10 protein-coding genes and 1 tRNA gene are annotated in these 13,893 nt (G+C 28.1%); 6 read left to right on the top strand and 5 right to left on the bottom strand.

From position 1 onward, the window contains the following. Positions 1-12 precede the first annotated feature (12 nt). Positions 13-891, top strand: coding sequence for a DNA-methyltransferase (locus tag ACXYRP_RS00750; RefSeq protein ID WP_458614489.1), 879 nt, complete (start codon positions 13-15; stop codon positions 889-891). A 1-nt stretch (position 892) separates the two neighbouring features. On the opposite strand, the gene ACXYRP_RS00745 is transcribed toward ACXYRP_RS00750, so the two are convergent. The 3 genes from ACXYRP_RS00745 to ACXYRP_RS00735 all read right to left on the bottom strand — a co-directional run bounded on the left by ACXYRP_RS00745 (position 893) and on the right by ACXYRP_RS00735 (position 8,294). Further along, positions 893-1,120 (bottom strand): hypothetical protein, encoded by a 228-nt coding sequence (locus tag ACXYRP_RS00745; protein ID WP_458614500.1) that lies wholly within the window; start codon positions 1,118-1,120, stop codon positions 893-895. Positions 1,121-1,327: 207 nt separating this feature from the next. Continuing rightward, complete coding sequence (locus ACXYRP_RS00740; RefSeq protein ID WP_458615001.1) at positions 1,328-1,639, bottom strand: TaqI family restriction endonuclease; 312 nt, start codon at positions 1,637-1,639, stop codon at positions 1,328-1,330. A 43-nt stretch (positions 1,640-1,682) separates the two neighbouring features. Further along, positions 1,683-8,294: a beta-N-acetylglucosaminidase domain-containing protein gene (locus ACXYRP_RS00735; RefSeq protein ID WP_458615000.1), complete on the bottom strand. Its 6,612-nt coding sequence runs from the start codon at positions 8,292-8,294 to the stop codon at positions 1,683-1,685. A gap of 286 nt (positions 8,295-8,580) precedes the next feature. Here ACXYRP_RS00735 and msrA point away from each other — a divergent pair, with 286 nt between their 5' ends. Genes msrA through prmC form a run of 3 tightly spaced genes read left to right on the top strand, consistent with a single transcriptional unit; the run spans position 8,581 to position 10,946 of the window. Beyond that, positions 8,581-9,078, top strand: a complete 498-nt coding sequence (gene msrA / locus ACXYRP_RS00730; RefSeq protein ID WP_458607196.1) for a peptide-methionine (S)-S-oxide reductase MsrA — start codon at positions 8,581-8,583, stop codon at positions 9,076-9,078. A gap of 60 nt (positions 9,079-9,138) precedes the next feature. Next, complete coding sequence (gene prfA / locus ACXYRP_RS00725) at positions 9,139-10,218, top strand: peptide chain release factor 1 (RefSeq protein ID WP_458614486.1); 1,080 nt, start codon at positions 9,139-9,141, stop codon at positions 10,216-10,218. Continuing rightward, the gene (prmC, locus tag ACXYRP_RS00720; protein WP_458614999.1) at positions 10,218-10,946 is read left to right on the top strand and encodes a peptide chain release factor N(5)-glutamine methyltransferase; all 729 of its coding nucleotides are present in this window, start codon (positions 10,218-10,220) and stop codon (positions 10,944-10,946) included. Before prfA ends, prmC begins: the two co-directional genes overlap by 1 nt. Positions 10,947-10,967: 21 nt before the next feature. Here prmC and ACXYRP_RS00715 read toward each other — a convergent pair. Then, a tRNA-Trp gene (locus tag ACXYRP_RS00715) sits at positions 10,968-11,041 on the bottom strand. A 9-nt stretch (positions 11,042-11,050) separates the two neighbouring features. Continuing rightward, positions 11,051-12,151, bottom strand: a complete 1,101-nt coding sequence (ychF, locus tag ACXYRP_RS00710; RefSeq protein WP_458614998.1) for a redox-regulated ATPase YchF — start codon at positions 12,149-12,151, stop codon at positions 11,051-11,053. A 101-nt stretch (positions 12,152-12,252) separates the two neighbouring features. Between ychF and ACXYRP_RS00705 the strand changes: the two genes are divergently transcribed. Beyond that, complete coding sequence (locus ACXYRP_RS00705; protein WP_458614997.1) at positions 12,253-12,747, top strand: MAG0490 family ComEA-like DNA-binding protein; 495 nt, start codon at positions 12,253-12,255, stop codon at positions 12,745-12,747. A 176-nt stretch (positions 12,748-12,923) separates the two neighbouring features. Then, positions 12,924-13,893, top strand: a 970-nt coding sequence (locus ACXYRP_RS00700) for a ComEC/Rec2 family competence protein (protein ID WP_458614996.1), incomplete at its 3' end; no start/stop codon positions are given.

The raw sequence follows: 13,893 nt of genomic DNA, 5'->3' as shown, positions 1-13,893 counted from the left end.
AAGAAAGTAAATATGCACAAAATTTATGAATTTAATAATCGAATTATAAATAAAGATTGTTTAGATGGTTTAAAAAATATCCCAGATGAATCAGCTGACATAATTATTATTGATCCACCATATAATATAGGTAAAGACTTTGGTAATAATAAAGATTCAATGGATATTAATGAATATATCACTTGAGCAAAGCAGTGATTTAGTGAGTGTTATCGAATATTAAAGCCAAATGGTTTAGGTTATATTTATGGTTTTAGCGAAATATTAGCACATATTTCAACACAAATAGATCTAAAAAAGCAACGATGACTAATTTGACATTATACTAACAAAGTTACTCCAGGTTTAAAATTTTGACAGCGTTCACATGAAAGTATAATTTGTTTTTGAAAAGATAAACCTCACTTTAATACTGATGATGTTCGCGTTCCATATACAGAAAATTTTATAAAAAACTCTGCTGGTAAAAAGCGAACTTCAACTAAGTGTCGTTTTAACAGTGATTCAAATTATCAATCCTATTACACCCCACATGAAAAAGGAGCATTACCTAAGGATGTTTTTGAAATATCCACTCTGGCAGGCGGAAAAGCATTGCAAGAGCGTTATTTTTACTGTAAAACACATAATATTTTTTGCAATCCGAAGCAACGTAGAAGCCATGATGAATGTGATATTATTATCCATCCTACTCAAAAACCTATGGATTTAACTCGTAAATTAATTATGGCATCAAGACCAAAAGATTGTAAATTTAATGTTTTAATTCCGTTTTGTGGTTCGGGTAGCGAATGTTATGTTACCAAAGAAATGGGCGGAAATTATTTATCATTTGAAATAAATCCTGATTATATAAAACTTGCTGAAAATATTGTAAATTTAATTAAATAAACTAAATATACAATATTTGAATTTTATTATCAATCAAATCTTTAATTTCTTGAAAATATTTAAGTGTAAAAATTACAAATCCGTTGCTTAGTTTTTTTAAATACGGACTATCTCCATTTAATCCATACAAATATGCATAATCTTTATAATCACCTTGATTATGTTCTTTGGTTTTCTTTACATACTTACATTTTTCAACTTGTTCATCAGTTATCACAGTATAATAAATATCAATAACTTTATTAGCAATGCTTTATTTTCTAGCTAATGAAATCCTGTTTCTGATTTCTTTTCTACCAGTTTCCTTTTTAATTTGTATCCCGATTTTGACAGCTTTATAATCTATTAGAATATCGATACCATCTCGATCTAAGTCACTTGATTGAAATACATTTTCTTTACCAAAAACTCTTTGACAACAATAACCTGCTTGAATTTATGTAATAATTGATGCTCAGGTTCGATATATCCTTGCTTCTATACCTTTAAATAAACAACATTCGCATAATCCAATGTGATTTTTATTGAAATTTAGAATTTTTGCTTTCATATCGTCGGTTAAATAATAATTTAAATATCAATCATCAAAATCAAGTATGTTATTATTATGTCAATAAACTTGATATATAGTATCAAGTGCTTGGATTTCTTTTGGCATATCTGCTTCCATAATTTTGATATTTTTATATCTAGTGCGATATAAATCTAAGTTTATTGATTCTAGAAATTCATTGAATGCATTATCCATATTGTTATTTTAACACAAAAATAAGCATCCATAGATGCTTATTTTATTTACGTTTTTTCTTTATAAAATAGTATGTTAACCCACTAATGATACCTAAACTTAAAATTCCTACTATAACTCCTACAGCTATTTTTCAACCATTAGATGCTTTGATTTGTTGTTTAGGTTTCTCTGCTGGTTTTTCAGTTGGTATAGGATTTTTAGGTGTTTTAGGTTTAGATTCTTGATTTTTGTTAATTTCATCAATTTTCTTTTGAACTTCATCTTTTAATGCATTAACATCATTAATGTTATTTTTAACTTGCTCATGTTTATTAAGATATGCTACTTGCAGATTATCAGGAAGTTTTTTGATTAATGCATCAACATCTGAATTCGCTTGATCTAATTGCTCCTTAGCTTTTTCATCTTTTGCATGCTGTGCTTGCTTTTCATCATTAATTTCTTTATCTATTAAAGTTTTTAGTGAATCTAGCTGTTGTTTAGTAGTAGCAGCATCAATTTGACCGATGAATTGACCTTTCTTGGTTGAATCTAAGATTTGATTTGCAATTCCTTTGATATTTTCTTTATATATATCAAAGTCCGTTTGTGCTTTTGCTTCTGCTTTTATTTGTGCATCTGCTGTAAGATAGATTTTTTGTAAATCAATAATATTATCTGCATCTGACATTTGATTAGTTAAATCAGATTTTATCTTTAAGTCTTTTATTTTATCAATTAAGGCTTTTGTTTTATTTCTTTGATCTTGTAATTTTTTGGTTTCTTGTGCATTATATAAATCATTAATTTGCTTTAAAATTTCACTTAATTTATCAGCTGTTAAATCGGAAGCATTAATTTTGTTTGCAAAATCTTGTTTATCATCTAATTTTTCTAATTGAGCTAGAGCATATTTTTTTGCATCATTTAAATTAGATGGATTAATTTTCAGCATATCTTGTGCATTTGTTATCTGACTTTGTGCATCATTGATTTGTTTTTCAGTAATTCTTTGAACATCGATTAGATTATTTTTAATTTGATTAAAAACTCGACTGTAATCAGCATATGAATCTGTTGTATAGATATTGTTGGTATTAGGAATTTGTGTTTTGGTAAGAAGTTGATATTTTGAAATCAAATGATTTCTTTGCTCAATTGCTTTATTAGTAGTTGTTTTCAACGATGCTAAAGCTTCATCAATTTGGTCAGAAGTAGCATCAGGGTTACTTATTACCACACTCTGTTGATTAATTAAATCAGCAATATTTTTAGATAAGCTAGGAAAGCGAAGTTGATATTTATCTGTAAATCCATAAGCATCATTTTCTAAATACTCATTATATGCTAGTAATTTAGCACCTTTGACTGATGCTACTAAGGATTTGTATGCATGGATATATGCATCATTAAGTTTTTTTAACTCAACTGCAGATGGATTAGTTTTTCTTAACTCTGCTTTTAATGCATCTGATTTCTCTTTTAACAAATTATAAGAAGATTCAGTATATTCTAACTTATTAATAGTATCGAAATTTTTGATGTTAAGTTGTGCTATTTGTTGTTGAACATCAGAAACAACCAGTGATTCTTTTGCTTTTTGATATGCTTGTTTTAGTGATGTTACAGTAGAATCGGTCAAATCATTTGTATTTTTCAGTGCTGCTTTAATATCATCAATAGTGTTTTGATATTTACTATATGAATCAAGAGTATAGACTACATTATCAGTGTTTTCTAATACAGAATTTAAAATATCTTGTAATTGTTGTTGTTTAGTTGTTTTAGTTAAAGCAGAAGATTTAGCATTTTCTAGTCTGGTTTTAATATCATCAATAGTTTTTTGTGTTAAGAGTTCATCATCCTTAATTGCTTCATGAGCAATAGCTTTAATTGCATCATAATTTGCTTTTGATTCTTTTGTTCAATTGTTATAAGTTGATTCAATGTTTTCTTGAACTAAGGTTTTTAAAGCATTTTTATCAGTCTCAGCAGTTTGGATAATATCATAACCAATTAACTCAGTAATTTTTGGCTTAGGTTTACTTGCATCTCAATCAATTTCTACAGATATAATTGCTTTATTTGTTTGATGTGGTAGTTTGAATGCAACAATATTTGTAAATAATTTACCTACCAACTTCTTTTCTACTGCATTTGTAGATGTATCAAGAATATTTACATAAACTGATGCATATGAATCGCCATCTGAAACAACCCTTAAATTACGGTTATCAAAATAACCTTTTTCGATGTACCAAATTAACTTACCAGCAGCATTTTTAGGTTCATAATATGTATTTAAATTTGAATCTAATGTATTAGCAGGTTTGGTATCTTTTGAAATTTCTGAGTAATTTTCTCCTCCAAACCTTGGATCGTTATCGGCAGGGATATAGACACCTTTGTTAACTAAAATTTCATTAATTGTTAATGATGTATTTGCTGGATAATCTTTGGTTATCTTTAGTTTTATATATCTAGCTTTTGTAGAGATATCATCTTTTCCTCAATATTTAGCATTTGGATATTTTGGATCTTCTGTTCCTGCTTGCACATTTGCTAAGTTATTAGTTGAATCGACGGTATCATTGATACTAAAAAGCGATGTTCAATGAGCAGATGTTTCATTAGTTGCCGATGCTAAAACTTCTATATTTCTTGGATAATTTGAAGTTGATTTACTTGCATAAATCCGTAAAGATTTTAAATCAATTTGCTGACCTAAATCATAGATAATTTCATTATCTTTTTTAGGTGTTGATGTAAAGCTAACTGATGTGTTAATGTCACCATCAAAAGCATAATTTGAATTTCTTGTATCTGTGTTGTTATGATTGTTTGCTATGGTTGAAGAAACTAAATATCCAAATGTTTTAAAATCTATAATATGAACTTGTAAATTTTTAAAAGTAACTGATAAATTAGTATCCGAATTGCCTGTCTTTTTGTTTATTAATCTCACAAATTGCATTCTTACTGGAGCACTAAGTGTGTTTTCAACATCTGTTCATTGATATCCGTCTGATGAATATTGTAGTTTTAGATTTGTATCTGGATTTGTTATATCTTTTGTTATTGAATCTACATTATATACATCACCTAAATCAATACCGATGAATTTGTCCTTTGCAACAGTGATATTCGAGGTTGCATCGGGGTTATTTTGGTTAAATAATTTAAATGTATTATCAATTTTATCTGTAACAAGATTTGGACTTTGGATATCGGTGAATAAGTATTTATTTGATGGCTGCGGTTTTTCAACAAATGACACATCATGTAATTTTCATCAAGTTTGCAAATTATCTTTTGATTTAATTCTAATCCCGGTTATAATACCCCACGAATCGGGGATATTGATATTTTGATCATTTTTTGCATCAGTGATATTTTCAACATCTGAATCAATTGGTAAGTTATTTCTTTTTGCTTGAATAACGATATTATGTACTTTATCAGCATTCTCTTGCAAAATCCTTAAGGATGCAACTTGCATCGGACGCTTGAAATCAATATCAACATAATCACTATTTTGCACATTTCCATTATCAGAATGTGACAGTCATGCGAAACTTTGATCATTTGCATCCAAAACATGGTCTAAGTTATAATCTTGATAAACTTTCATGTTTGAAGAAATACGATATTTTTGCTTACTGGTATAATTTGGTCCATATACTGAAATATCAGCTAATCTTCATCATACATGTTGTTGTGCTACTACTTTAAATCTAAAATCCTTAGCATTAGCATAACCTGAAATATATTGAATTTGTTGATTATTAAGATGAAATGCTCCAAATTGTTTTCATTGCTTACTTGGGTCTGTTTCATTTTCATCTTTATATTCTACAATAAAATCATTTAATGCATCAGCAGGTTTTGATCAAGCTTGTTCTACTCGGATTGATGTAACAAGTTGCTTGCTTGGTAAACTGAATCCTAGTGTGTCACCGACGAAAACAGTATCATTTTGACCGTTTTTAGCATTAGAATATCATCCTTCTGTTGATAATTTATTATCAGTTAAATAAGCAGGTCCACTATGTGCATCAGGTTGATAAGCATCTTTTGATTGCATAGTAGTATTTTCTTGATTAAATTGTAGCCCTGTATATGCAATATCACTTGCAGCTACATCTGGATTAGCACGAAATTCTAATAAACGTAAATTTTTATTATTTCTTGGTGCTTCTTCTGTATCATATAGTCTTATTGCAATTACATTATATATAGTATTAAAACTTATATCTTTACCTGTTGATTCATTATCAGAATAATTTATTGATGTTTGATTTGGAACATCTACTCATTGGTCACTGTTATTTATTTGATATTGTAATTTAGACGTTAAAAAGTGATTTCCTTCTGCCCCTACAAATTTAACAAAAACAGAATGTAGCGAAATAGGATGATTAAATCTTGCTCCAAATCAATCACCTGCTTTGATGCCAGCACTAGCGTCGTTAGATTGAGTATAAATAAGTTGTGTTGTATTATCTTTATTAAAAACAACTGATGGATCGATGTTTCCTTGTTTACCTTTCATTTCAGTGATAAAAGTACTGGTAAAACTGCTAGGTTGCAATGTTTGATTATTAATTTTATTTAAGGTTCAATCAATTAATTTTTGTGCAAGTGGTTGGATGTATTGTGAACCAGGAATAGCATTTAACTGATTACCTAAGTAATCGAAACTATGTTTTTTAGATGCATCGATCAAATTTTTACCTACATTAGCAAATTCAATAAAGTTATCTGGCTCACCATTTTTATAACTTTTTAACCCATTTAATAACATAGTAATTCCAGCAGATAATTCTTTAAAAGAATCAAGTCATGGTTTCATTTGAGCAATTAACTGTGGATTTAAAGTAGAAGATGAAAAGATTTTTAAAGAGTTTGAAATTGTATTAAATGCATCGATTAATGAATTGATATCTGAATCAGTAAATGAATCATTAGATAATTTGTTTTGCAGTGTTGTAATTATATCCTTGATATTTTGTGATTCTTGTAGTTGTGGGGGAGATAAATTACTCTGATCTTGATGAATCATATGTTTTGCAATTTCTCTAAATGCAATTGAAACTGCGTTATCAAATTCGGAATTATTTAGTACATGTTTAAAGGAGTTTTCTCAGATTTTATCTGCTTCTGCATCGGATTTTCAAACTTTTCAAGCATAGTTTGCTCCACCAAAAATAGCAACTTTTGATGGTTGTTCTTGTTGCATCGGATTTAGCAGTAATCCTGAAAACTTAGAAGCATCCACATCTGGTTTTAAAAAGTTTTTGTATCCACCTAAAATCAGTTTGGTTTTGGCTTGATCACTAACTGGTCAATTTATCCATAATAATGGTGGATTCACCATATTTGCAGTTGTTTTTGAATCTGTATTTTGAGTTTGTATTTGATTTGATAATGTTTGATCATATTTTTTTAATCAATCATTATTTACGGTTCCGAAAATTGCCCCTGAAGTCATAACAACTGATACTTCTGGTGGAAAACTTGCAAAATATTTTTGACCATCACCCATATACTCATCAACTACATAAGGTATGGTTAGAACTAAATCAGGATAATCTTTTTTAAGTTCTTTTAATCAAGAAACTAAATCTTCCAGAAATTTCTTTTGTTGATTTTCAGATTGGGTTTCAGCATTTTGATCATTACCTGATTTAAATGGTTTACCAAAATCATCACCTAACACCCCGATTTGACGAACACCTGCATCGATAACTTGCTTAAATTTCGCTTTCAATACTTTCAAATCGCTATCATAGTTTGCAATAGTCATTCTGCTATCTGAAAATGGATGTAAGGTATAAATAAACCTTACTTTGGTTTGATTACCAAGTTTTGCAAGCGGTTTGATCAAACGATCAAGTTCATCTTGTGTATATAACTCTCTTCATTTGATGCGATGTTTTGGATCATCTTTTGGAGAATACATATATGCATTAAGTTTATAGTAACTTCCTCACTTCATATAATCTTGGCGATCTTGTAAACTCCAAGGATTTCCATAATATCCTTCAACAACTCCGCGAGTTTTAACATCTGCTCAATCTTTGATTTCAAAACTTGCAATTTTGTTCCCATCAAGTTGTTTAAAGATATGTCACAAGGTGGTTGCTCCATAAAAAGCAGCATCGGAATTTTTAGCCATAACTGTTATATAATCAGTTTCTTGTCCGTCGATATCAACTTTTTTAGAATCCAATTGATATGAATCGATTTTAGTATTTAAACTATCATCTAAATTGATTCCTATTTCTTTAACTTTTTTATCAACTAAATCATCTGTGCTATCACCTTTGATTCCGACTAAAATATTAGTTTTACCTGCTATAAACCTGCGTGTTGCTTTATAATGCAGTTTTTTTAGTTTTAATACTTCATCAAAACGTGCAATTGTTGCATCATCAATTCCTTCTTCAAAAATGATATTTACATCATTTGTGATTAAAAAGTCTTTATCTTTTTGATATTGTGATTGTTGTACACCTGGAAAAATTTGATAAAGAGAATCGTTATTTGTGTTATCAACTGATTTAGAACTATCTTTATTAGTTGCTGGTTGTGAATCAGTTGCTGAAATACTTGCTAGTAATCCAACTGCTGATGCAGATACTAGCAAGGTTTTGAGTTTTTTTAAATTCATATAAACCTCTATTATGTTTTAAAAGGTATATAAATATATTTCTTCCTATATACAAGTGGTTTTAGTGAAAGCACAACCTATATATATATATATATATATATACGGAGCAATTATAACAAACAAGGAATCAACATCATAATAGATGAAAAAATTTTACATTGTTTTGTTTTATTGTACAAGATAAACCAAAAATTTGAAAATTTTTTTTATTTTCATAACAAAGAAAGAAATAAATGAAATTTATTTATTAAAGAATTTATATATAATTTTATACAGAAAGGAAATTATGAACAAAGAAGTATATTTAGCTGGTGGTTGCTTTTGAGGAGTAGAAGCATTCTTCCAAAAAGTCAAAGGTGTTTTAAGCACAAGTGTTCATTATATTAATGGTGGTAGCGAAGGTGTTTCATATCGACAAGTATGTAATGGTTCATCGCATGCTGAAGCTGTAAAAATTATTTATGATGCAGATGTTTTAACACCTAATGATATTTTTAAACTATTTTTATTAATTATTAATCCTTATTCATTAAACAAACAAGGAAATGACCGTGGCGTACAATACCGTGTTGGGATATATACTAATGAAACTGCACTAAGAGCTGAATTTGAAAAGCTAAATCAAGCATTTAAAGAAACTGAAGGTAAAGATAATTATATTGAGATTTTACCTGTTAGTGATGATACAAAGGCAGAAGAATACCATCAAAATTACTTAAACAAAAATCCATTTGGATATTGTCATATCAACTTAGATGGTGTTCCAGCGAAATATCGTAAATAAATTTACCAAAGCGAACGCTTTGGTTCTTTTATATTTAAATTATGATAAAATAAAAATACTATGGAACAAACAATGTATAAATCACTTTATCAAATCAAGGAAAAATATCAAGAACTTGAAAAGTCGCTTGAAAAACCTGAAATTATTTCGGATATAAAAAAATATAACAAAATCAGCAAAGAAATTAATTCAATTAAAGATATTGTTATAGTTTTTAACAAATACCTTGATGCTCAAGAAAATCATACACAAGCAAAAGAAATGTTATCAATAGAAAAAGATGAAGAAATTTTGGCATTTGCTAAACTTGAAATTCAAACAACCGAAGAATTAATGAACAAATTAACTGAAGAATTAAAAATTTTAATTCTTCCACAGGATGAAAATGATAACAGAGATATAATAGTTGAAATTCGTGGAGCAGCTGGGGGCGATGAAGCAAATATTTTTGCAGGTGATTTATACCGTATGTATTCAAAATGATGTACACAAAATAATATGAAAATTACATTATTAGATTCAATTGGAGCTGAAGCAGGTGGTTTTACATTAGTTACCTTTGCTGTGAAAGGTGAAAAACCTTATTCTAAATTAAAATTTGAATCAGGAGTACACCGTGTGCAAAGAATTCCTGTAACCGAAGCAAAAGGACGTGTTCATACATCTACAGCTACTGTTACAGTAATGCCAGAAATTGATGATGATGTAGAAATAGAAGTGAAAACCGAAGATATCCGTGTTGATGTGTTCCGTTCAAGTGGTAATGGTGGTCAATCAGTTAATACAACTGATTCAGCAGTTAGAATTACACACTTTCCAAGTGGAATTGTAGTATCTTGTCAAGAAGGAAAATCACAAATCCAAAATAAAGAGATTGCAATGCGAATTTTAAAATCTAAACTTTATGATTTGGAAATTCAAAAAAAGCATGCCGAAGAATCAGCATTTAGAAAACTTGCTGGTTCAGGAGCGCGTGCTGAAAAAATACGAACTTATAACTACCCACAAGATCGTGTTACTGACCATCGCATCAGTTATTCAACATCCTTAGCGCCTATTATGGAAGGTAGGTTGAATGCGATTATTGATGCATTATTAGCAGAAGAACAAAATGAAAAAATAAAAGAAGCAGGGATCTAATGTCAACAAAAGCAGATTTATTGCTTGAAAAAAGAAGATATGGTTTGGATCAAAACATATCTTCTTTTGAAGATCAACAACTTATGAAAGGTATGCCAGTTCAAAAAATAATCGGATATATTGAAATGGCTGATGTAAAAATTGATCTGAGATATAATGTTTTAATACCTAGATATGAAACCGAAGAATTAATTTTATATGTGAAAAAGATGTATCCTAAAAATGCTAAATTAAGAATTTTAGATTTATGCTGTGGTTCAGGTTTTATCGGACTAGCATTAAAAAAATATTTTGTTAATTCAGAAGTAATTTTATCTGATATTTCTGATGAAGCAATTATGCAAAGTAACTTAAATAAGAAGATAAATAATTTAGAAGTCAAGATTATCAATTGCGACTTATTTGATAGCATCACAGGTAAATTCGATGTTATCGTAAGTAATCCACCTTATTTATCAACAAACGAAAAACTTGATAAATCAGTTCTTAATTTTGAACCACATAATGCTTTATTTGCTGATAATAATGGTTTATATTTTTATCAGCAAATTATTAAAAAAGCTGATAAATATTTAAAAAATGAAGCAAAAATATTTTTTGAAATCAACCCGTTACATTTAAACTGATGAAATCATCAAAAATGAAAATATGACATCAAAATTATTAATGATATTGCTAATAAACCAAGAATTGTGGAATTTGCATATAAAAAACCTAGCAACAACTAGGTTTTTTTGATCATTTTGATATGGCAGGGGTTAAAGGAATCGAACCCTTATCATCAGTTTTGGAGACTGCTATAATACCATTATACAAAACCCCCATAAAGAAGTTACTTACCAAATTTAAAGTGACAAACATCACCATCTTGCATTATATATGATTTTCCTTCCGATCTCATTTTTCCAGCATTCTTAGCACCTAATTCACCTTGATAATTTATATAATCATTATAAGAAATTACTTCTGCTTTAATAAATTTTTTTTCAAAATCACTATGAATTACTCCGGCACATTTAGGAGCATTTCATCCTTTATGAAACACTCAAGCCCTTGCTTCTAATTCTCCGGCTGTAAAATAAGTTTGTAAATTTAATAAATCGAATGCATGTTTGGTAAGTAAATCTAATCCACTAGTTTTTATTCTATAAAGTGATAAAAATTCTTGTTTTTCATTTTCATCTTCGATTTCGGTTAATTCTGATTCAACTTTTACCGAAATCGGTAAAAGTTTTTCATAATCTTTTAAAGATTTTTTTAGTTTCACATAAACTGCATCATTATTATAATCCAAAAATTGTTCAGATGATAAATTAGCAACATAAATAATTGGTTTATAAGTTAATAGATGATACCCTTTAATAAATTTACTTTCATATTCATCTAAGTCAACTTCCCTAGCAGGTATTTCAGATTCGAGTGCTTTTTTTATTTTCATTGCGGCATTTTGCTCGATAATAGCATCTTTGTCCCCTGATTTAGCTTTCTTTGCAACACGGTTTAACACATTATTAATTGTTTCTAAATCAGCTAAAATTAATTCAATATTAATTATTTCTTTATCGCGAACTGGATCAACTGAATTAGAAACATGCATAATATTTTTATCTAAAAAACAACGAACCACATGAATAATTGCATCTACTTCACGAATGTTAGCTAAAAACTTATTTCCCAATCCTTCACCTTTTGAAGCACCTTGGACTAATCCGGCAATATCAACAAAATCAAAAGTTGCTCATACTATTCTTTTTGGATTAACTAAATTAGCTATATTTTTTAATCTTACATCGATTAAAGGAACCGATGAAATATTAGGTTCAATAGTTGTAAATGCATAATTGCTTGCTTCAACTTGTTTTTTAGTTATCGCACTAAACAATGTGCTTTTTCCGACATTCGGAAGTCCAACAATACCTGCTTTTAATGACATAAATCTCCTTGTTCTTTATATTTTACTAAATTTCAAGTTCTTAAAAAGTTCTTTTTTTGTTCTTTTTGCTTTCTTTTTTTAAAATAATCTATATATAAAATATGAAAGCAAAAATTTTTAAATATATAATAAGCATAATTTTGATAGCAGCTACACTTGGAACACTTAGTTATTTTACTTTTTTTGCTACACCACAGCAAAATACAGTAAAAAAAGAAATGATAAAAAGATATATCTTAAAAGGTGCAGTAAAACAAACAGGTATTCACGAAAGTTCTAGTCCACTAACATATCGGCAGTTATTCTTTATTACAAAACTATTACCAGATGGAGATGTATCTGCATTTAAATTAGATGATTTAGCAATTGAAAATAAAGAAATATATGTTCCATTTAAAAACCATCAACTTAATTGAGAAGATTTGCATTCAATCAATCAATTAACAAGTTATGGAATAAGTAAATCATATGCACAAAAGATAATAGATTATAAAGAGAGTAAAGGATACACAACAACTTGAGACGAGCTTTCAAAAATTTCTGGTATTGGCCAGAAAACAATTGAAAAATTAAGAACTTTCTTGATTCTAGAATAGCATCATTTAATGCATTTTTGGTTTTAACATTCTTTTATCTTGTTTTATCATCATTTAGTATTTTGATTTTACTTTTTTGGATAATTATTTCACTAATTCAGATTTATATTTTTAGAAAATACTTAATTCGGCTGCTTATTTTCATAGTAATTTTATCTGTAATTTTATTATCTAAAATGCTTATATATAGATATTTTTATGCATTAGGTGTAAATAACACATTCCAAGTAATTGGTGTTTATAAAAGCTATATAGCAATACGAAATTTTTGAAATTTAAAGTATTATATTTCAAATTATAATGATAATTATTCAATTTATCAATTTATCAATGTGCAAGGAAACATTGCTGAAACAAGTTATCAAAAAATCCTATCAACAAATATTTCATCTGCTACAAACTGAGATTTTCGCTACTATATTTTTAATTTTTACTCAAAATTTGATGGTTACCAGCAAACCTTGATCCCAATGACATTTGGATATACATATAAAACATCATCGTTAATTGATAATGCATCAAAAATTGGTATTATGCATCTGCTTATTATTAGTGGACTACATTTTGGGATAATTGATAAAATATTAAAGAAAATAACAAAAAGAAAATGAATTAGAATTTTTGTTATAGGAATTTATTGATTTTTGTGTAACTGAAGTTTTTCAACTAACCGTGCTTTTGTTTTTAAAATACTCCCTAGAAATAAAAAATATTTCAAGGATAAGTCTGATAAATATCTTTTTGCTGCATTTATATGTATTGCTTTAAACAATCAAATTAATTTATCTGTTGGATTATTTATCACCTTTATTTTAACTTATCTACTACTTTTTACAAAAAAGTTAACTAGAATTAAAACAAAAATTATTACTTCATTAGCATTATGATTTATATCAATTTTGTTCATAATTTATATGAATAAAAATATAAATTTGCTTTCTTTTTTAATCATACCTATTTTTGCTATATTATATGAGATAATTTTAATAGTATCGTTAGTTTTATTTTGATTTCCTTTTGCATCTTTTTTAGTTATATACAGTGTAAACTCAATTATTTCAATGATGCTATATTTTGTAGTAAATATCAAAATTGAATTTTTATATGTTAAAGAAATTATGGTAGTTTTAATTTATGTTTGCTCTA

Source organism: Mycoplasma sp. 5912, from assembly GCF_054353835.1.
Note: the sequence above shows the minus strand (reverse complement) of the source record. Positions and strands in the feature narration are given on the sequence as shown.